The organism is Eubacteriales bacterium mix99 (assembly GCA_038396605.1).
Lineage (GTDB): Bacteria > Bacillota > Clostridia > Caldicoprobacterales > DTU083 > UBA4874.
Genome location: CP121690.1, coordinates 135,735 through 156,096 on the forward strand (window position 1 = coordinate 135,735; position 20,362 = coordinate 156,096).

Consider the following 20,362-nt stretch of genomic DNA (forward strand, 5'->3'; position numbering starts at 1 on the left):
ATTGATCCTCCTCTTAAATATATTATCTTTTATGAAACGGAAACACAAGATGTATTTCCAAAAAGTTCTATGGCAATTACCCCTTGAGGGATCCCACGATCACTCCTTTTACAAAATACTTTTGAATAAACGGATAGGCAAGCAGAATCGGTAAGGTGGCTACAATGGTAGTCGCTGCTTTTACAGCCTCCGGCATATAGGTTCCGGTATCCATGGTTCCGGTGAAGTTCATATACTGGGAAGTCCCTTCAATTACAATATGGCGGAGAATCAGCTGAAGCACCTGATTGCGCGGCTCCGTAATGTAAATCATGCAGTCAAACCAGGCATTCCAGTGTCCCACAGCATTCCACAGGGATATAGTGGCAATAATGGGAAGCGAAATGGGAATCACGATCCGGAGCATGATCTGGATATCATTTGCGCCGTCAATCTTGGCGGACTCCTCCAGTTCATTGGGAATTCCCATAAAAAAGTTGCGCATAATCGTCAGATTATAGGCGCTGCAAAGCCCGGGCAGGATCATGGCCCAGAAGCTGTTATAAAGTCCAAGGCCCTTCATGAGAAGATAGCTCGGAATCAATCCTCCGGAAAAAAACATGGTAAATACAATGAAGCCGGTCCATAATCTCCGATTCGGGAACCATGGCTTGGATAACGCATAGGCCCCGGAAGTGGTAACGAGCACAGATAGCACAGTACCTACAACAGTACGCAATATGGTATTCCGAAATCCGCTCCAGATATAGGAATTTTTAAAAACAGTAGCATACGCTGCCGTTTCAAATTCTTTCGGCAGAAAACTGATGCTCGCTGAGTTTCCCAAAGATTGAAAAATCAAAAACAGGAACGGATAGAGCGTCGTGAAGCTCAGCAGGACCATAATAAAACCGTTCACACACTCAAATGTAATTTCGCCTTTTGCCCGGCGTCTGCTCAGATATGCCATGAACCTTTCCCCTTTCCTTTTCTATTCGCATAGAAACGTATAACTTATCTGTAATCTACCATATTCCATATTCATTGACTCGATTCGCTGCAAAGTTTGCAAGGAAAACAAGGGCAAATGAAATCACATTCCGAAACAGACCAACCGCCGCAGAAAAGCTGTATTTCATATCAACTAGACCTACCCGGTAAATATAGGTACCCAGTACATCGCCTACACTGTAAACCGCTTTATTGTATAAATTGAATATCTGGTCAAAATCATCCCCGACAATCCCGCCGACGGAGAAAATAAGCATAATGGTAATCACAGGGACCATCTCCGGCAGGGTGATGCTCCACATCTTTCGAAAACGCCCGGCACCATCTATATCTGCTGCATCATATAGCTGAGGCGATATTGATGTGATGGATGCCAGATATACGATAGACCCCCAGCCAAATCCTTTCCACATGGAGGTAACCACCAATACACTGCGAAACCATTTTGGATCACCCAGAAAAAAGATGGGATCCATGCCCAGGTTCTTTAAAATGACATTGATCGGTCCGGCGGAGGGCGATAAAAATTGTATAAACAATCCGCCAAGGACAACCCAGGAAACAAAATGCGGTAAATAACTGATGGTCTGCACCGTCTTTTTGAACTTTTGCTGCCGTATTTCATTCAGAAACAGAGCAAACAAAATCGGGGCAGGAAATCCGGTAAGAAGTTTGTAAACACTGATAATCAGGGTGTTGCGGAATACCTCTCCGAAACTTTTAATGGAAAAGAGCATCCTGAAATTTTCCAGGCCCACCCAGGGGCTTTTAAAGATCCCCAATCGGAACTTATAGTCTTTGAATGCTATGATCACACCGGGCATCGGTCCATAACAAAAGATAGCGAAAAAAAGGATAGCCGGCAACAGCAATAATACAAGATAACGGTTTTTCCAATAATTATATAATATACCGGACTTCTTTTCCGGAGCAGGGGAAGGCTTCACCAGATCTGTTGAGGATTGATGACCAGCTTCCCGCGCTGCTATATTGGAATTTTGTGTCATGGGTAACCCCCTCCATTTTAGTAACTTAAATGAAATTGTTGATCGGATACGGTATTTAGAGAATAACAGAATGCTCCGTGAAGAACAATAGAAATATTCTACGATCATAGAAGATTTTTAATATTACCGCAAATGACCTCCGAAATAATCATCTTGCGTTCCAAAAATGCAAAAGTGGGAGCATGCTCCCACTTTCCGACTCCTGCAAACTACTTTGCCGTTTTTTGATACCTCTTGTATGCTGTGTTGTAAATCTCAAGCAGTTCGTCCAGGCCGGCCCGTTTGATTCCCTTCACAAAATCATTGAATCGATCAAGGGATTCCACACCCATGATGAATTTATCGATCATGGGATCCTTAAAGGTATCGATTTCGGCAACCAGCTGATTTTTCCTGGAAAGCTCCTTTTCCGTAAAGTTCAATGTAGGAAGCGGTGCTTCCACCATGCCGGGTTCCCGATATATTTTCCATGCCTCCACTGTCCATGGGTCTGCGTCGGCATGCGCCTGAAAATGGCAATCCCACCCCATTTGATAGGGAAGTGCCGTTGTCAGCAGGCCATCGTTTACTCTTGCGGCTTCCGGATCCAATCCATCCGGATTATGAGTAACATACTCCGTATAAACCGGTTTCCCATCTATCATATTATAATGCTTTCCCTCTATCCCATACGAGATTAACCGTGTGCCGTCTTCCGTAAAGCAATAGTTAAACAGCTTCATGGTTTCTTCCGGATACTTGTTGGTGATGCTGATTGCCATCCTGGGCTGAATCATTCTTCCCGCTGTATTGGTGTCCTTAAACTGCGCTCCGCTTTTGCTCTTCAGCGGTGCCATGGGCATGAATTTATAGCTGGAATCCAATTTCTGCAATCCGTTATTTGCTGCTCCGATGCCACTGGCAGGCCATACAAACATCAAACCCGCCTGGTTGCCGGTGGCTCTTGCCAGCCACTGATCGTTCGTGGAAGTCAGATAATCCTCTTCCAGCAGTTTTTCACGATAAAGCTTGTTCAGATACGAAAGTCCTTCCTGATAGTTGTTTTCCACAGGGCCGTATTTGATGGTGTCATCTTTGGGATCCACATGCAAATTCATGTGCGCATCAAAAGCATTGATGAGCGGAATAATCCTGGCTGTTTTGCCACCCTGGCCTGCAACCAGCGGAATCTCATCCTGTTTCTGATTGCCGTTGGGGTCCTGTTCGCGAAAAGCCTTCAACACATCATACAGCTCGTCTGCGGTTTCCGGCATCTTTTTGTCCAGTTTTTCCAGCCAATCCACCCGAATTGCATAAACAGCTCCAATGGCATTGGAAGAGGAAAACAATGGTATGGTGTAGACGTTTCCGTCCCCCGCTGTTGCCTCTCCCCATCCGCTTTGCTTATACGGCAGTATTTCACCGGGCAGCGGATCGTCCAGCTGTTTTTTGATATCGGGAGCGTACTTTTCAATCAGATCCTGCAGCGGAATAAAGGCTCCTTCCATCCCATACTTGTTGATCGCCTCCCCATTGGAAAATCCTAAGATATCCGGGAGCTTATCCGATCCCATGATCAGATTGAACTTTTCCAGCGGATCCGTTAAGGGGAGCAACTGAAAATCCAGATGAATGTTGGTTCTCTTTTCCATCTCCTGATATACCGGCATGTCATTCCCGACCTGTCCACCAGTCCATTCCGGAGTCAGGATGGATAATGTAATCTTCTTATCCGTTATATAGCTTGATGATTTCCCCTTTTCCTTTGTATTGTCTTTTTCATCAGAAGCAGGTGTTCTCCCTGCAGTGGAATCGCCCCCCTTGCCTGAATTTGTCTTGCTGCACCCGACGACAGATATCACCATCCATAACGAAAGGATAATGCAGCTGAGTTGAATAATCCTCGTTCTTTTCATGCGTCCTCACTCCTCCTTGTTTTTTATACAACAATCCTGCCGGAACAGGATCTGTTGGCAAACAGCGGCGGCTTCCAAAGCGCTAGCCTTTGATTGCTCCCACCATAACCCCTTTTACAAAATATTTCTGCAGGAAAGGGTAAATAAGCAAAATAGGTACCGTTGAAACGATAATGGTGGCATAACGCACCGATTGCCCCACGACATCCCGACCCTGGGTCAGCTCCTGCAACATTTCATTCTGATTGTATTGGATCAGAATTTTACGTAAATGCATTTGCAGGGGATACAGCTTCTGATCATTCAAATAAACCAAAGCGCTGAAGTAGCTGTTCCAATGAGCAACTGCGTAGAAGAGCACCATAACGGAAAGAACAGGAAGGGACAGGGGCAAAAAGATTCTTGTCATAATCCGGAGCTCGGAACATCCGTCGATGGTGGCTGCTTCATGCAGGCTCTGCGGGATGCTTTCAAAAAAAGTACGCATAATAATCAGATTCCAGGTGCTGATCCCCGCGGGAATCACAATTGCCCATCTGGTATCGATCAATCCCAGTTTTTTTACCAGCAGATAGGATGGTACTAGGCCGCCGCTGAAAAACATGGTAAATGCAATAAACATCATAACCTTGTTTCTGCCGCTGAAGTTTTTACGGGAAAGGGGATATGCGGTGAACGTTGTCAGGACCATATTCATTGTCGTCCCCACCACCACATACCATATGGTGTTTCCGTAACTGCTCCATACTGCCTTTTCCTCCAGGACAATTTCATAGGCGTCGGTATTGAAGCCTTTGGGAAAGAGCCATATTTCTCCACGGCCAAGAGCAGCCGAATTGCTGACGGAAGCGCTGAAAATGAAAATGAACGGGTACAGAGCAACAATTGCAACCAATGCAACGAAGATATAGTCAATAATATAAAATATCCTGTCGCCAATCGATAATCTATTTTTCACCATTTCGATTCCTCCTACCATAAGCTTACTTCTGTAACTCTTTTACTGATGCGATTTGCAGCGATGACAAATACAAAATTGATGGCGGACTGAAACAGACCCACTGCTGTACCAAAGCTGTATTCGCCGCTCAGGATCCCTCTTCGGTATACATAGGTATTGATCACATCTGCTGTCTCATAAGTGGATGTATTATACATCAGGATAATTTTTTCGTATCCAATGGACAGAATATGACCCAGATTCATGATGAGCATGATAATGATGGTAGGTAAAATGCCAGGAATGGAGATATGCCACAGTTGCTTCCATTTATTCGCACCATCTACAATGGATGCCTCATATAACTGGGTATCGATTCCACTTAATGCTGCAAGATATATTATGGATCCCCAGCCAGCTTCCTGCCATATCCCGGAAATAATGTACAAGGGCCGGAACCACTCCGGTTTGATCATAAAATTGATGCTCTTCCCTCCCAGCTTTCCAATCATCAGATTCACAATTCCACCGACAGGAGAAAGAAAATTGGTCAGCATACCAACCACCACAACGGTCGATACAAAGTGCGGCAGGTAGCTGATGGTCTGCACTGTTTTCTTGTACCGGGAATGCTGGATCTCATTCAATAAGAGCGCCAAAATAATTGGCACCGGAAAGCTGAACAAAATATTATAGATGTTCAGCAACAAGGTGTTTCGGATCAGTCTCCCGAAAAACTGTGAATGGAAAAATTGTTGAAACCACGTGAGTCCCACCCATGAGCTCCCTGTAAATCCTTTAAAAGGAGAAAAGTCCTGGAATGCAATGACTAGCCCGAACATAGGCGCATAGGCAAAAATCAGGTACCATAGGATTCCTGGTAAAACGAGAAGCCATAAGGCTTTTTCCTTCTTTAAGGTATCCATCCATTTTTTGGTTCGCTGATGTTTCTCGACTGGTATGATCTGTGATCGATCGATCATTTGGAGCTCCCCCCCATTATTATTTAATTTTACGTTCCATCCTCTTATTATCCATTATATTGAATGCTGAAATGAATTCCCATCTGCTTTTCTTTACTTTTTTGAACATTACATGATATTCACGGCAGTAAATATACTTTTTTATTTCATTTAAACCATTATATACCATATAAAACATTGCACAGGTATCCCCAACCAGGATGTTTACAAGAAATGCTCCGGAGAATGACAGAATGAATCAACTCATTAAATTTCTTTCACAGCCCTGGCGTATGGTATCTGCAACAGATCCTTATCACTGTCCCTGCTCCGGATTCAGGAAACAGGATGCATTGCGATATTGGTTTGGCGTGCTGCCTTCCCTTCTTTTAAAGGCACGGATAAAACTGTTTATGCTTGTATACCCCACCTCTTCCGCTATTGCGCCAACGGACATGAGATCCGATGAAAGAAGCCTTTTTGCATGATTCAGCCGGATTTGATTGAGAAGTTCTCCAAAACCCATGCCGAATTCCTGCTTGATAAACCGGCTCAAATAGGAAGAGGAATATCCAAGTGTACCTGCGGTCTGTTCCAGAGAGATTCCCGGATCAGTATAATTGTTTTCAAGATAAGATTGAAAATGCTCTTTCAGTGCCCGATTACGGGAAGTCTTATTACTTTGTACATATTCACAGGTGGTGAGATAAGCGCGATAGACATCGTCCATCATCTGCTTTGCATTGCGGTATCTGCCCAGATCAAGGACCTGTTCCGCGGTTTGGTGGAATATGACTTCAAAATCGATACGCATATCGCTGCAGGCCTTAATGATCACACCGATAAAATTATAGAACAGGCAATACATATATTGAGCGGAAACCACGCAGTTGCTGTCCTTAATATCATTGAAATACTCATCCAGCAGTCTGGTACAGTTCCTGATATCCCCGGTCTTTACCGAATTCAGCAGGGGATTGTCGGAATAAACCGGAATGTTCAGCGAGCGGAAGATATAATTCCGGATATCCGCATAGTACACGACAGAGTCTCTTCCCTTCAAGAAGCAATATTCCAGGGATTCCTCCGCTTCCTGACAGGAAGAATATATATCATCCACGCCTTCATAAATACTTCCTATGCCAGTATAAAGCAAGATGTCGAAATGTCTGCCCAGGCTGCCTGCCAAACTTCTGATCTGTTCCACAATGCGCGCTTCCCCGGACAGCCCGGTGTTCAGTACAATGCATAAACGTCCCTTTTCATCCTCAAAGGTATCAATCCGGCACTCACGGAGATAAACAGAGACCAGTTTGTTCAATGTACGGTCAACTTTCCTTATCCATTGGGCTTCCTCCTCCACATCCACCAGAATCACACAGAAATGCGGATAGGGAAAGACCGGCTCCCAATCCTTTTCAGAATAAGAAGATGCCTTTCCGGAACAAAAATTCTGAAGGGTGACTTTTTGAAGGCAGGCATCCCTTTCGTCCCTGTCCCGCAGCATTTGTTCCCGTTCTGCCCGTATACCCTGAATGGTATGCATGGCAATATCGTATTCATTTTCAGAGCTCCCACTGTCCTCTGCAGATTTACTGAACAGTTGTTTCATTTCCGCTATCAGCAAAGCCCAAGGCCTATAACTGGAATCTGCCATGAGAAGGGACAGAAAAATTCCGATGGAAAGGCCAATCATTGCAACGGCAATGGCATTGTTTCGTATTTTTCCGATGCGCAGCAAAATCTCTTTCATGCTGAAAGATGTGATGAAGGTCCATTGATTTACCCTGGATCTGGAATAACAGAAGACCATATTGGGCTGATCGGGAAGATCCATGACAAAGGAGCCGCTGTCCTCCTTCCCGATATTCTGAAAAATCATCTGACTCAGTTTCTTGCCCTCCGGTTCAGAGAATAGGATATTCCCCTCCCTGGATAAAATCATGGTCTGATGGTTGAAAGATTCATCCGTCTCCCCGGTCAATGCCTGAATATCCTTGCCATCAATCAGCATAATGACATTTGCCAGCACGTTGGGATCTCCAATGGGAACGGTCTGAAGATAAGTCACATATTCTCCGTTCCAGGAACCATGCCCTTTTATTTTCTGTATAGGAAGGCATCTGTTATAAGCATATCCGGACATCATTTTCTTTGCTTCAGACGGCTGCATTCCCTCATACTGCAATACATTTTCAAAAAAATAATCGGAAGGGTATACCCCATCCCGTGTTACCACAGAAGAACTCTGGATCAGGTAAACGGCTATCAGACTGACAAAATTGTTTCCTGCACTGCAGCTTTTGATATAATCCGATAAATCCCTGATATAGTAGCGGGATGTATTATCCAGCGGAGCCTCTTTATAGAGAAACTCTGTAACTTTCTTATTGGAACTGATTTGTACGGACAGATTATGCATCTCCTGCATCCTTTCCTCTACGGCTACCTGAATGGTGTTGGTCCGCAGGGAATCCGTCTGAATGGCTTCCTCCCGGAACAGATTGATCACGGGGATATATAATGTCAGTACAACGAGAGCAGGAATGAGGGCAACAAGCATAAAGGACAGAAGATATCTTTTCCGTAGTCCGGCGTTGGCAGCAAAGTTTCGCATATCATACACTCCTCTCTGTCCGTTTTGGAATGGCCTCAGGGATCAGGAACATATTCTGCTTATATTATAATATAATCCCGAATAAACGGACAGATTGAATTTTTCATGTATCCATTGACTCTCCAATGCAATGCCATAAAGGCAGCTCAAAGCAGGAATGAAAAAAGAGGCTGCAGCAATCTCATTATATCCTACAGCCTCTTTGCAAGACTCATCACTTTCGTTCTGTATGTCCCTGATTTCATGTCCCTGATTTCGCCTTTCCCGGAACGCAGGACAAGGCAATTACAGGCTTTCATGGAAGGAAGACCGGCTTTCCTGTCCGGGACGATTCATAAATAGCCGTAATGATCTCGATCGCCTTTCTGCCTTCATAAGCATCCACCGAAGGCTTTCTGTCCTCCCGGATGGCATGAACCATATCGCTGATCTGCTTTCTGTGCCCTTCGATGCCAAAATCGGTGGGGTTCCGCTCCGATTGATACTTTTTGCCTTTCGGACCGGCAAGAATCCCTTCCGGCGCTTCCTGTCCCTCGATCTCCCATTTGACAATGCTGTCTTCCTGCAGGGCAATGGTTCCATGGGTTCCGTTGACCTCCAGCACCCGCGGGAATCCCGGATAGATCGACGTGGTTCCCTGTATGGTGCCCACAGCACCATTTTCAAATTCCAACACAGCCGCCGCGGAATCCTCCACTTCGATGTCCCTTGCCAGTGTTTTGGCATAGGCAAAAACCGACTTCACATCGCCCATAATATACTGAAGCAGGTCAATCCCATGGATTCCCTGGTTCATCAGCGCTCCGCCCCCGTCCATGGCCCAGGTCCCTCTCCAGCTGCTGCTGTCGTAATATTCCTGGGAACGATAATATTTCATATACAGGTTTCCCATCACCAATTTCCCGGGCAATCCCTGATCCACGGCATCCTTCATCCTGGATACCGCCTCGGTGAACCGCAGCTGGGAGATCACCGTAAGCTTGACATAATTCCTGTCACAGGCACGGATGATCTGATCCGCCTGTTCAAGATTCAGGGCCATGGGCTTTTCCACGATAATATGTTTGCCGGCATCGGCTGCCTGTACTGCCATGGAAGAATGCAAACCGCTGGGAGTACAGATGCAGACGACATCGATGTCCCTGCACGCGAGCATCTGCTCATAGGTATCAAAGGCAACAATCCCGAACTTCCCTGCAAACTTTTCCCTGGAATCCTGATTTCGATCCGTGGCTCCCACCAGGACAATCCCTTCGATCCCGGAAATAGCCCTGGCATGCCATTCCGATATGACGCCGCATCCCACAATACCGAATCCGAGCTTTTTCATTGGATTGGCCTCCCTCCTTTCCTCACTTCAATCTTTTTTAATCTTTGCTTCCGCCCTCTGCCCTTTGATCCAGAATGCGCTGCATATTCCCGCCGAAAATATCCTTTTTCTCCTCTTCCCCGATCTCTGCCATGCCTACCCTTCCAAAAGTCGGCCGGGGGTCCAGGAAAGGCATATCTGTCCCAAACAACACTTTTTTGGAGCCGATTTCCCTTACAAACCACTCCACATTGCCTTCATAGGCAGTGGAAACCGCGACATCCACATAAACATTGGCATGACGGCCGGCCACCTCCAGGGCATATCCCATGGAGAGTACATCCCCGCCGGCATGTGCCATAATGAACTGTGCATCCGGGTACCGATCGGACAGCCGATCAACATCCGCAACATTTTCTCTTCCCCATATGTGGATAAGAATCGGCAGTTTCCCCTTTTGCGCCGCCTCAAATGCGGCCGTGTAATTCGTGTTATCCACTGCCGAACCGTGGCAGGAAGGATGAAGCTTGATGCCGATAAATCCTTTCACCGGCAGGCACCTTCGAATCTCCTGCTCCATATCTTCCGGATAATTGGGATTCACGGTCACATAGCCCAGAAACCGATCCGGATAACGGGCTACGGCATCCATTACCATATCGTTTCCAAAATGATAATCCGGTCCGATGGAGGAGTGGGCGGTTACACAGACCTTGTCAATGCCAAGCCGGTTCATCCCGGAAAGCATCCCTTCTGCGGAAGGATCCGGGATATGAAAGGCTTTCCACAGCCCGATATGATTATGGCAATCGATAACAGGAATTTCATGAAGGGGCAGCCCTTTTTTCACATAATCCGCAATGCTCATGCCTGCCTCACTCCCTTCAGCAGATTCTCCAGATTTTTATAGGCGATTTCCCGTTTCTCCTCTTCGCTGATTTGCGCGTAGTTTATCATGCTCACTGCCCCGGAGCCGGAGAATACCGGCATTCCGCTTCCGAATATCAGCCGTCGGGCGCCGAACCGCCTGCAGATTGCTTCGATTCCCCCGTATACTTTGTATCCGTATGTCTCCAGAAACAAATGATCGTGCTTTTCCAGCATGGCATACAGATTCCGGTCAATCCGATAATTCACATTTGTCAGAATGACATTCAGCTGCGGATGCCGGCTGAGCAGTTCCTGCAGATCATTCCAGGCAGTCTGCTCCATACCAAGAAGCAAAGGAACTCTTTGCTCCTCCAGCATGCCATATAACCCGCCGCAGTTCCACTCCGCCATACTGTATGTCTGATCCGCAGCGCCGGGAAACATAGTAACCGCCTGAATCGCATTTTCCTTCATCCGTCTTGCCAGCTCATCCGGTTCAGGAAACTCCCCGGTATGATGAGGCATGACAGCCCACACCGGAATCAGGGAAGGAATCCCCTGAACCGCTTCCATCAGCATCTGATTCCCTGCCTCCGGATTGTATTCCTGCGCCATGCTATGATACACCAGTGCCTTTTCAATCCCGCAGGACTTCATCTTCCTTATCAGGTCTTCCTTCTGATAAAAGGAACCGGGATATCGGATACTCCGCATCCCAAAGGAACAATGGCAGTCAAAAAATTTCAATGAATCCATTCCCCTTTCTCTTCTTCCTCTGGTCCATAGCCCTTTTTATACCAGGTGCCTCATAACCTTACGGACTGCCGTCACCACATCCTCCACGTCCCGGTCGGTAAACGCCGGGCTCAGGCTGATCGAGGCAGATCTCGGCATGATGTTCCATGCATTCGGACACATATCCCTGGTATATTCAATTTCCTCATCGAATTGGTTAAACGGGAACCCCTTTTTGTCCGCTGTCTTCTTGTCAAAAATCTGAGGCATCATATAAATCGGCTCGCCGTTATACAAAAGACCGGTGGAGATTCCTTCCCCGTTCATTGCCTCCCGGAACTTTGCAGCAATTTCCGTATCCGGCAGGAGCAGAATCAGCGCATTGCCCGCGTCTCCCTTTTCATCATTGATCCTTCGGAACCCAATGCCGTCAATATCCCTGATCTGTTCCTTGATTTGATATTTGATCCGATGCATGGAGCTCACAATATAATCCATCTTCTTTACTTGCTCGAGAGCGACCGCGCCGGTAATCTCGCTCATCCTGTAATTTTGCCCGATGAACACATCATCCGCTGCGTTTTTGGACAGAAAGCCTTCTTTTTCCCGGAACATTCCCTGGTCATGATATCGGACTGCCCTTTCATACAGCTTTGCATCCTTTGTGGTCACCGCTCCCCCGTCTCCGGTGGTCAGAATCTTGTTGATCTGCAGGCTGAAACAATTGATTTCCCCAAAGGTACCGGAATATTGATCCCGATATTTGGAACCGCAGGACTGCGCCACGTCTTCGATCACCATTAGATGATACTTCTTTGCAACCTCCATGATCCGGTCCATCTGACACGGATTGCCGAGGATGGGTACGGGCATAATGGCCTTTGTGTATTTGTCCACCACTTTGCCGATGGAATCCGGATCGATGTTCATGCTTTCATCAATATCCGCAAATACCGGAACGGCTCCCGCGCATACGACAGCTCCCGCTGACGCAATAAAGGTACAGGCCGGAACGATCACCTTGTCTCCGGGGCCGATACCCGCCGCTTTCATGGCTACAATAAGGGATGCGGTTCCTGATGTTACGCCCAATGTATATGGATTGCCTATTTTTTCAGAGAATGCTTTCTCAAATGCCCTGGCTTTCCCCAGTACATGAGGGCCGTAATAACGATAAGGCGATTTGCTGTCGATCACTTCCGTCACCGACCGCTTCTCTTCCTCCCCGTAAACACTGGCTCCGGGATAGGGCATCGGCACAGGCGTCTTGCGGACCGGCTCCCCTCCATCAATGGCTAATTTATTCGGATCCGACATATGGACAATCCCCTTTCTATATACTTTGTATACTTCCATACTTCTGATTATCTTCCTTTATTATACCTCCGGATTTCCCGGATTCCTTTGCATATTTTTCATTTGTATTGACCATTTCTATAAATATTCCGGCGATCTTTCTTCCATTTAACGGATAGTTGTACTTCTCTTACAGAATCTACCTTTTTTCGGTTGCAATTTGCAAAGAAAACATATATGATATAGATAGCAGGATAAATAGAAGAAAACCATAAAGTAAGTGAGACATCCATCCAAAATAAGTTTTCATCAGAATTATGGCCATCGCTGCTGTTTTAAGCAAGATCGTCCTGGAAGACACCTGATTTATTTCCATCAGTATCTGTATGCCATGGCAGAGCCTGGCGCTCTGCAGACTGCAGGACATTACGATATAATCCATTTATTTTTGATTCCGGTGGAATGGAAACTAGGGAATATTTCTATATTTTTGTTTCCTTTCCCGGACCGCATACGGCAGCCCGGAATACGAAAAGCATTAAGATAATTACAGAGGAAGTGTGTGGTGACAAATGTGAAGGCAAGGATCCGCATTTCCGCATTATCGGTTGGGATTTTTCCGTTGATGAGTTGGGAGATCCTGTGCTGATCGAATACAACGGTGCCCCCGGAATGAACCAGATCAGCCGCGGCCCGCTTTTCGGGGACCTGACCGAACCGGCTTTAAATACGATATTTTTACATGCAGATGAGTTACGGAATATTTGAGTTGCAGGGCAACTTCAAATAAATACAAAACCAGAAAGGATGGTACCATGAATATTTCTGTTTTAGGTGCAGGCAACTGCGGGACATCGGTCGCTGCGGACTTGAGCCGTCGGGGCCATGAGGTGACATTGATCAAAACATCCCATGCCATGCACGATCAAAATTTCAATGCCCTTCTGAAAAATGGCGGTATGGTAAAAATTTGCGAAAAGGAAAAAACGACAACGGTCAAAATAAGCCACGTTACCAGGGACCTCTCCCGCATCAGCGAAAGCGATCTGATACTCATTCTGATCCAGACCAATTACCATGAAGATCTGATCCGGCACATCAAGCCATATCTTCATGATGGCCAGATCCTCCTGATCAATCCGGGCTACCTTTCCACGGCTTATGTCCTGAAGCATTGCCCGAACATCGATCTGACCATCTGTGAGGCGCAGAGCGCTTTTATTGATTGCCGGATCAGCGAACCGGGCGAGATCAGGGTTGGCTTTCGAAATGTCCGCAATCCCATCGGAATCTATCCGGCAAAGCATGCCAGGAAAGCAAAGGATACGCTGAATACACTGGGATTTCCTTTTGTCTATCTCCCCTCTGTCCTCGAAGCCGCCCTTCATAATCCCAATCTCATTGTCCATACAGTGGGAGCTGTTATGAGTATCCCCCGTATTGAAAAAACCAATGGGGAGTACTGCATGTATCATGAGGTTTTCACCCCCGGTGTCTGGCGCATTCTTGAGTCATTGGACGGGGAAAAAATGGATGTGATGGAGAGACTGGGGTGTGAACGTCTTTCCTATGTGGAAGCCTGCAAGTACCGGAACACCCTGGATGACACCAGAGACGCCAAGGAGGTTTTCTTTTGGTACGCCGCCATGCCTACACGGGCAAAGGGACCGGTTACAGTGGACTCCCGATATATTTCAGAGGATGTGCCACAGGGACTTGTGCTGCTTGAAACTCTGGGGGAAAAGTTCCGGATCGGGACCCCCATCTGCAGCTCCCTGATCAATATGGCCTCCGCAGCGCTGGGACGCGATCTGAGGCTGGAAGGCAGAACATTGGACCGTCTGGGGGAGGATATCGTAAAGCGCATTATCAGGGATAAAAAAGGCGGTTCCAGGCTGCGTCTGCCAGAGCAGGCTCCTTATGGAACTGCAAGCGAATCCACACTGTGATGCCCACACGATAACGCGTACCCGCCGGAAACGCAGCGGAATTTTCTCCATGGCAAAAGCCATTTTATAGCAGGACTGTCATAAAAAATATCAAGGAAAAAGCATACCATGCAAACAATCCGGGTGATTTCTGATATATAATGATAGCAACAGAGCAGAAAGGAGTTTTGCCATGCTGATTGACGTACATGCTCATATCTGGAAGGGAAAATATGAGCAGGATAAACGGAATATTGTAAAAGCCTGCAGGTTATATGGTATTTCACGGATATATATCTCCGGACTGGGCTCTCAACAACCGGATGAACAGGAAGTAAAAGAAGTGAATGCCGAAGTGCATCAGTTTATGAAGGAAGAAAAGGACCTGGTAAGAGGGTACTGTTCCATAAACCCGGCAAATAAAAATTGCCTGGATACCCTGAAACAGGGTATTGAGGAATATGGAATGTCCGGAATGAAACTTTGGGTTGCCACATTTTGCGATGACCCAAGGGTATACCCATTGATTGAACAATGCATCCAATATGATGTTCCCATTCTGATTCATGCTTTTCATAAAGCCGTAGGCCAGCTCCCTTTCGAATCCCATAGCTGGAATGTGGCGAATCTGGCCCGAAGATACCCGGAAGCCCGGATTATCATGGCCCATATGGCCGCGAACTGCTACACCGGGCTGAAACCGATCCGGGATCTTGACAATGTCTGGACCGACTTCTCGGGGACCATCATCCGTGGGGAAGATATCAACTACGCAAAGGAAACCATCGGGGCAAAGCGGATCCTGTATGGCACAGATATGCCGGGGGCCTCTCCGCTGGTCTGCATGGGCCAGGTGGAGGAGGCAGATCTGACTCCGGAGGAAAAGGAACAGATTTTCTATAAAAATGCCATGGATCTATTCCAATAAGGGCAAAGCATTGGAGGAGTGTTTTTTGAAAGCCATAGATATGAACTGCTATATCGGAAACTGGCCTTTTCGGAGGCTGCGTCGGAACAGCATGGAGGATCTGAAACGCATTCATGCGGAAAATGGTATCGAATCCGGCTATGTCTCTTCCCTGAACAGCATCTTTTACAACGATCCCTATGAAGGGGAAAAAGAGCTTCAGGAAGCCCTGACGGGGACATCCTATCAGCATGTCATGACGCTGAATCCCCTTCTGCCGGTATGGGAGCAGGATATACACAGGGCAGAAAAGGAAATGAATATCAGGGGAATCAAAATATTCCCGGGATACCATGGATACTCTTTACAGGAGAAATCGGCTGATAGGCTGTACCGGGCCTTGGAAAGCTCCGGACTGCCCCTGCTTGTTGTTGTCCGGATGGAAGACGAACGGTTGAACTACCTCATGACGCCAAGACAGCTTTCTGCAGAGGAAATCTGCAGTTTTATCCGGAAACACGACGGAGACGTCCCCATCGTCCTGATCGGCATGCTTGCCGCAGAGCTCATGACATGCGGGGATGCCATCCGGAAAGCCCGGAATGTCTATTTCGATACTTCCGGACTTCGCAACTTTTTCGATACGGAAAACCTGGTGGAAACCTTTGGAGCAGACAAAATTCTTTACGGCTCCCAATTTCCGCTGTATTGTTTGAAAAGCTCTTTCCTTATGACAGATAAGGCGCGAATCGATGAAAAGGACAGGGAAAAAATATTTTGTGGGAATGCCCGGCGCCTGATGCCGGAGTAAGGAATACCTGTGCAGGTAAATCAATACAGACGCGTGCTGCCAACGGATATCTGAAATAAAACAGACATCAGATCATATATGACAGTGCCGCGACCCTGTCTGGGTCACGGCGCTGCTTTTCATTTGATGCATACCCGTATGCCAATACTCCTATTCATTACTGTTTGGATATTATCTTTTCCGGTATTCCTCCGATACTCTTCCTTCTACCATTTCAGCTGCTTCAGGAACTCTGTATTTATGGAACTGTCGTACCGGATCCCGGCAGAACCGGAAAGCCCTAAAAAAACGGGTCGCTTCCCCGCCGGAAACAACCCACTTTTCGGTCTATCTCTTTTGCCATCTGTCATAGGCATCCTGGTAGATCCCAATCACCTCATCCATTCCCATGTGGTTCACTTCCTGTACGTAACTGTCCCACTCCGTCATTGGCTTGTTGCCGATGATGAAATTCACCAGGGATTCATCCACATAAGTTTCAATGTCGTTCAGCTTCTGACTGATGACATCGTTTTCCTTCTCGGTAAAGGACAATCCGGGAACCATGGGCTGAACAAACTGATCCTGGTCACGATATTGCTTTCTGCCTTCCTCCACATAGTCTTCCACGGTTGACGAAGTCAGGCTCCAGGGCTGAAATATCGCAGGCCATGTGCTTCTTCCAAAAGTCACTGCTCCCCGGGCTTCATTCATCGTCAGTCCGTCCGGATTCTTCAGCACAAAGTCCGTCCACTGCGGTTCTCCCTTGTCGTCAATGGTATAAGTTACGTTTTCCACACCGTAGACATAGGTCTGACCGACTTTACCATACCAATAATCTGCCCACATGGCAGTTTCCTCCGGGTGTTTGTTGGAAGCGGATATGGCCATGGCGTTGGGAACGACCTCATTATCCGGCCACATATGGAATTGATCTCCATAAGGTCCCTTTATAATGGGGGCTTCCCGTACTTTGGATCCGCAAGGAAATGAATCGGCTTTCCCCCGAACATTTCAATCAGATGGTTGATCATGCCTGTGCTGGGAGACAGGAAGGAGATCAGCATGCCGCAAATTACCACTACGGAAATGAAGTGAGGCATATAAACAATTGTCTGAATGCCGCGTTTCAGGCGATTTCCCTGGATTTCATTGATCAGCAGTGCCAGAAGGACTGGTATGGGAAATCCCACCACCAGATCATAAAGATTAATCAGTATGGTATTCCGTACCAGACGCCAGGCATAATGAGATTCGAAAAAAGCCCTGAAATGCTTCAGGCCAGCCCATGGGCTGCCCATTATCCCCTTATAGGCATTGAAATCCTTAAAAGCAATGGTCAAACCATACATGGGCAGATAATGAAAGATAAAGAAATATACAATCACCGGCAGAATCATCAGATACAAATACCTGGAATCATACAGACGCTTCATGGAATACGAAACCCGTCCTGTTTTTTGAACTCCGCCCTTTCCCATGCGGTTTTTTTCGGTTGCCGCTTCCCTCATGCCCTTTCCCCCTTTCTCCTCTTAGAATATTTAACCAGAGAAAAACACGTTTTGTAAAGTGACAATCGGTGTTCTGCCTTAACAAATTATGCATGGGAAAATTTACAAAGAATTGGAACCCGCTGCCCGATGAGGAATACGGTAATTGGTCGGGGTAATCCCCTCATATCGCTTGAACACCCTGGAAAAATTCTGCAGGCTGTTGTAGCCTACCCTTTCAGCAATCACAGCCACCGTCTGATCGGTATGACTCAGCAGAAATTTTGCCTGCTGAATCCTGGTCTGATGGATATAATCTGTAACCGAACAGCCAAGGTAGTCCTTCATATATCGGCTCAGGTAAGACGGAGAAATGGAAAACCGATCGGCAATGCCTGCAACGGAAAGCATGCTGTCGCTATAATTTTCCTTGATATATTCCGCTACTTCGGATGCCAGCTCCGTATTTTTGGACAGCCTCGCTTCCCGAATCTGAGTGCACAGTCTTTTATAAAATGCAGATACGGAACGATATATCTGATCCAGCGTTCCCATCCGGCTCAATTCCTTCAGAAATGTTTCCACGTCTGCATTCCCGATATTGATCTCATCCGCTGCCTTCACTGCGGTATGAACGATATCATAATAAACATACTGGATGGAAGGCAGATCATATGGCTTGCTTTTCAGAATCGATACCACTTCATCCAGCACTTGTTGAATCTCTTCGTACTCTCCGGTTTTGATATAATTCACAAGATCTCTTTCCTGTTGAAAGGAATAGCTGATTCTCTTCTCCCGTCTGCCGGAGATCTCATCATAACGGATAATACTGTTTTCGCCCATCAGGATTCTGTACTCCAAAGCGTCAGCCGCTTCCTGATAGGAATCGCTCAGACGGATCAAATCAGGGCAAAGACCTCCCACACCAATCGTAACCGTAAAGCCCAGATCCTTTTTCACTGCCTGACGGATGTGAACAGCCGCCTCCCGCAGCGAGTCGGAGGGTGTCCCGTGGCCCGGCGGATCCATTCCGATGACAATATCCACCGTATGTTCCTGATCCTCCAGCACATACACGAAATTTTCCTTCTCCACGGCATTTTGAATCAAATCCGCCATGGCCGTCTGCAGGACTTCCCGGATAGGTTCGCTTTTTCCGGATTTCTCCGATCTATGTCCGGACTGCGCATCTTTAAAATGGGGCATCTCCGGGTGATCCACAGCAAGAATCAGAACTCCATAATACTTTTTGTCCAGCTCAAGTCCCATAAACCGAAGCATCTCTTCAATACTTTTCTCATCCGGAATCCCGCCATGGATCAGCTTCCGAAAGAAGGAATTCCGGATTACCGGCATCTGTTGCACGATCCTTTCCTGCAAATTCCGGTTTTTCTCCACATAATTCACAATGGTCCGATGAATCCATTCCCACTCACTGGGGTATTCCGCTTGCTGTGCACCCGGGGCGGAATCCTTCTCATAATATTGAATGCTGTGCAGAATCCGGTCGATATTCCGATAATCCTTCCCGGACAAATAAAGGATAATCAGAATGCCGCAAAGCAGCGTGAGCTGAATAATCCAAACCATTTGCTGCTGAATGGCGTTTACCCTGGAGAGTACCTTTTTAGAAGGGATAATGGATACATAGTTCCATCCGTTGTCTTCGGACCGGACAAAAGAAACGATATACCCATCCTTTGATATGGAATCCCTGTCTTTTTTCGGATCTTCCACAGCGGACAAAAAGGCCGCTTTCTTCTTCCCGGATAATGGATCCTGACGGAACGCATGGCTCATAATAATTCCGGTCTCATCCAGAACATAGGTATAGCCGCCATATTTCTCCAGCAGCGTTTTCATGGGCTGCTTGAAATCCCGCTGATCAGCAACCATCACCAGAGCAGCTTTCGGGGAAACGCCCTGTATCGGCAGGGCCTGGATATAACAGATCACATCCGTCTTTCTTTTGTTGTAAATGACACGATGAAAGGAAGCAACATTTTTCCCGTTTCCTTTTCGTATCAGCTTTTTGAATTCCGGATTATCCGCATCCTGAACCCGGAAAACAGAATTGTGAAATGTGAAAAGATCATACTTGCCGGAGTCCCCGATCACAACATCCTGATCCGGAAAGATGAGAAAGATATTCTGAATAATCGGATTTGCATTTTTATATTTACTGAGCTCCTTCACTGCATTGGTAAAATAGGGATAAGGGGAAAGGGATCCTACGCGATCCCGGGACAGCAAACAGGAAATATGCCGATTTTCCGTTAAATGAACGGTTAACCGCTCCAGGCTGTCCAGATAGTCATCGGCGGTATCCTTCGTCTGCTGCAACACCTTTGTTGTGGAACTCATGACTTCTGCTTCAAATTCCCTGATAAACTGAAAATATATAAAATAACTGATTACCATAATGGGCAGGATCAAAACAATCAAATAAGAAAACAAATACCTGAGAAACGCTTTTCTTCTGATCATGAAATCCTCACCTCTGCCGTGTTTTTGGGGGATGTAGGACAACCTGGGTTGTCGTATCCAGAGGACTGGTATACAGAATCCGGTTCCATCAGAAAAACAGAAATGCCGATTTTGATAGTCTGCAAAAATCGGCATA

The 20,362-nt window shown here is 46.7% G+C and carries 17 protein-coding genes; 4 read left to right on the top strand and 13 right to left on the bottom strand.

The genetic code is table 11. From position 1 onward, the window contains the following. Window positions 1-76: 76 nt before the first annotated feature. The 10 genes from QBE55_00490 to QBE55_00535 form a co-directional block, all read right to left on the bottom strand. A complete protein-coding gene (locus QBE55_00490; protein ID WZL78685.1) occupies window positions 77-949 on the bottom strand; it encodes a carbohydrate ABC transporter permease in 873 nt (290 codons plus the stop codon). Window positions 950-1,004: 55 nt separating this feature from the next. Beyond that, window positions 1,005-1,997 carry an ABC transporter permease subunit gene (locus QBE55_00495; GenBank protein WZL78686.1) on the bottom strand — a complete coding sequence of 331 codons (993 nt, stop codon included), beginning with the start codon at window positions 1,995-1,997 and terminating at the stop codon, window positions 1,005-1,007. Between the two features lie 209 nt (window positions 1,998-2,206). Continuing rightward, on the bottom strand, window positions 2,207-3,892 hold the full coding sequence (locus tag QBE55_00500; protein WZL78687.1) for an extracellular solute-binding protein: 1,686 nt from the start codon (window positions 3,890-3,892) through the stop codon (window positions 2,207-2,209). A gap of 82 nt (window positions 3,893-3,974) precedes the next feature. Next, window positions 3,975-4,853 (bottom strand): carbohydrate ABC transporter permease, encoded by an 879-nt coding sequence (locus QBE55_00505; protein WZL78688.1) that lies wholly within the window; start codon window positions 4,851-4,853, stop codon window positions 3,975-3,977. Between the two features lie 11 nt (window positions 4,854-4,864). Then, entirely contained in the window at window positions 4,865-5,815 is a 951-nt protein-coding gene (locus QBE55_00510) for a sugar ABC transporter permease (protein WZL78689.1), read from the bottom strand. A 295-nt stretch (window positions 5,816-6,110) separates the two neighbouring features. Continuing rightward, a complete protein-coding gene (locus tag QBE55_00515; GenBank protein WZL78690.1) occupies window positions 6,111-8,411 on the bottom strand; it encodes a helix-turn-helix domain-containing protein in 2,301 nt (766 codons plus the stop codon). Between the two features lie 295 nt (window positions 8,412-8,706). Next, on the bottom strand, window positions 8,707-9,741 hold the full coding sequence (locus tag QBE55_00520; protein ID WZL78691.1) for a Gfo/Idh/MocA family oxidoreductase: 1,035 nt from the start codon (window positions 9,739-9,741) through the stop codon (window positions 8,707-8,709). Between the two features lie 37 nt (window positions 9,742-9,778). Further along, on the bottom strand, window positions 9,779-10,588 hold the full coding sequence (locus QBE55_00525; GenBank protein ID WZL78692.1) for an amidohydrolase family protein: 810 nt from the start codon (window positions 10,586-10,588) through the stop codon (window positions 9,779-9,781). Next, window positions 10,585-11,346: a hypothetical protein gene (locus tag QBE55_00530; protein WZL78693.1), complete on the bottom strand. Its 762-nt coding sequence runs from the start codon at window positions 11,344-11,346 to the stop codon at window positions 10,585-10,587. The genes QBE55_00525 and QBE55_00530 overlap by 4 nt, the downstream gene beginning before the upstream one ends. Window positions 11,347-11,382: 36 nt before the next feature. Further along, window positions 11,383-12,642: a DegT/DnrJ/EryC1/StrS family aminotransferase gene (locus tag QBE55_00535; GenBank protein WZL78694.1), complete on the bottom strand. Its 1,260-nt coding sequence runs from the start codon at window positions 12,640-12,642 to the stop codon at window positions 11,383-11,385. 441 nt (window positions 12,643-13,083) lie between these two features. Here QBE55_00535 and QBE55_00540 point away from each other — a divergent pair, with 441 nt between their 5' ends. From QBE55_00540 to QBE55_00555, 4 genes are all read left to right on the top strand, one after another. Beyond that, window positions 13,084-13,389 carry a hypothetical protein gene (locus tag QBE55_00540; protein WZL78695.1) on the top strand — a complete coding sequence of 102 codons (306 nt, stop codon included), beginning with the start codon at window positions 13,084-13,086 and terminating at the stop codon, window positions 13,387-13,389. 47 nt (window positions 13,390-13,436) lie between these two features. Continuing rightward, window positions 13,437-14,570 carry an NAD/NADP octopine/nopaline dehydrogenase family protein gene (locus QBE55_00545; protein ID WZL78696.1) on the top strand — a complete coding sequence of 378 codons (1,134 nt, stop codon included), beginning with the start codon at window positions 13,437-13,439 and terminating at the stop codon, window positions 14,568-14,570. A gap of 172 nt (window positions 14,571-14,742) precedes the next feature. Then, window positions 14,743-15,477, top strand: coding sequence for an amidohydrolase family protein (locus tag QBE55_00550; protein WZL78697.1), 735 nt, complete (start codon window positions 14,743-14,745; stop codon window positions 15,475-15,477). A 25-nt stretch (window positions 15,478-15,502) separates the two neighbouring features. Further along, on the top strand, window positions 15,503-16,267 hold the full coding sequence (locus tag QBE55_00555; GenBank protein WZL78698.1) for an amidohydrolase family protein: 765 nt from the start codon (window positions 15,503-15,505) through the stop codon (window positions 16,265-16,267). 327 nt (window positions 16,268-16,594) lie between these two features. Here the strand turns inward: QBE55_00555 and QBE55_00560 are convergent, their stop codons facing one another. The 3 genes from QBE55_00560 to QBE55_00570 all read right to left on the bottom strand — a co-directional run bounded on the left by QBE55_00560 (window position 16,595) and on the right by QBE55_00570 (window position 20,226). Beyond that, window positions 16,595-17,170 carry a hypothetical protein gene (locus QBE55_00560; GenBank protein WZL78699.1) on the bottom strand — a complete coding sequence of 192 codons (576 nt, stop codon included), beginning with the start codon at window positions 17,168-17,170 and terminating at the stop codon, window positions 16,595-16,597. 26 nt (window positions 17,171-17,196) lie between these two features. Further along, window positions 17,197-17,757 (bottom strand): hypothetical protein, encoded by a 561-nt coding sequence (locus QBE55_00565; protein WZL78700.1) that lies wholly within the window; start codon window positions 17,755-17,757, stop codon window positions 17,197-17,199. A gap of 102 nt (window positions 17,758-17,859) precedes the next feature. Next, window positions 17,860-20,226 (bottom strand): helix-turn-helix domain-containing protein, encoded by a 2,367-nt coding sequence (locus QBE55_00570; GenBank protein WZL78701.1) that lies wholly within the window; start codon window positions 20,224-20,226, stop codon window positions 17,860-17,862. Between the last annotated feature and the right edge of the window lie 136 nt (window positions 20,227-20,362).

Coding starts and splice junctions, on each gene's coding strand:
- QBE55_00490 (WZL78685.1), bottom strand. CDS start 949: ATGGCATATCTGAGCAGACGCCGGGCAAAAGGCGAAATTACATTTGAG.
- QBE55_00495 (WZL78686.1), bottom strand. CDS start 1,997: ATGACACAAAATTCCAATATAGCAGCGCGGGAAGCTGGTCATCAATCC.
- QBE55_00500 (WZL78687.1), bottom strand. CDS start 3,892: ATGAAAAGAACGAGGATTATTCAACTCAGCTGCATTATCCTTTCGTTA.
- QBE55_00505 (WZL78688.1), bottom strand. CDS start 4,853: ATGGTGAAAAATAGATTATCGATTGGCGACAGGATATTTTATATTATT.
- QBE55_00510 (WZL78689.1), bottom strand. CDS start 5,815: ATGATCGATCGATCACAGATCATACCAGTCGAGAAACATCAGCGAACC.
- QBE55_00515 (WZL78690.1), bottom strand. CDS start 8,411: ATGCGAAACTTTGCTGCCAACGCCGGACTACGGAAAAGATATCTTCTG.
- QBE55_00520 (WZL78691.1), bottom strand. CDS start 9,741: ATGAAAAAGCTCGGATTCGGTATTGTGGGATGCGGCGTCATATCGGAA.
- QBE55_00525 (WZL78692.1), bottom strand. CDS start 10,588: ATGAGCATTGCGGATTATGTGAAAAAAGGGCTGCCCCTTCATGAAATT.
- QBE55_00530 (WZL78693.1), bottom strand. CDS start 11,346: ATGGATTCATTGAAATTTTTTGACTGCCATTGTTCCTTTGGGATGCGG.
- QBE55_00535 (WZL78694.1), bottom strand. CDS start 12,642: ATGTCGGATCCGAATAAATTAGCCATTGATGGAGGGGAGCCGGTCCGC.
- QBE55_00540 (WZL78695.1), top strand. CDS start 13,084: ATGGAAACTAGGGAATATTTCTATATTTTTGTTTCCTTTCCCGGACCG.
- QBE55_00545 (WZL78696.1), top strand. CDS start 13,437: ATGAATATTTCTGTTTTAGGTGCAGGCAACTGCGGGACATCGGTCGCT.
- QBE55_00550 (WZL78697.1), top strand. CDS start 14,743: ATGCTGATTGACGTACATGCTCATATCTGGAAGGGAAAATATGAGCAG.
- QBE55_00560 (WZL78699.1), bottom strand. CDS start 17,170: ATGTGGCCGGATAATGAGGTCGTTCCCAACGCCATGGCCATATCCGCT.
- QBE55_00565 (WZL78700.1), bottom strand. CDS start 17,757: ATGAGGGAAGCGGCAACCGAAAAAAACCGCATGGGAAAGGGCGGAGTT.
- QBE55_00570 (WZL78701.1), bottom strand. CDS start 20,226: ATGATCAGAAGAAAAGCGTTTCTCAGGTATTTGTTTTCTTATTTGATT.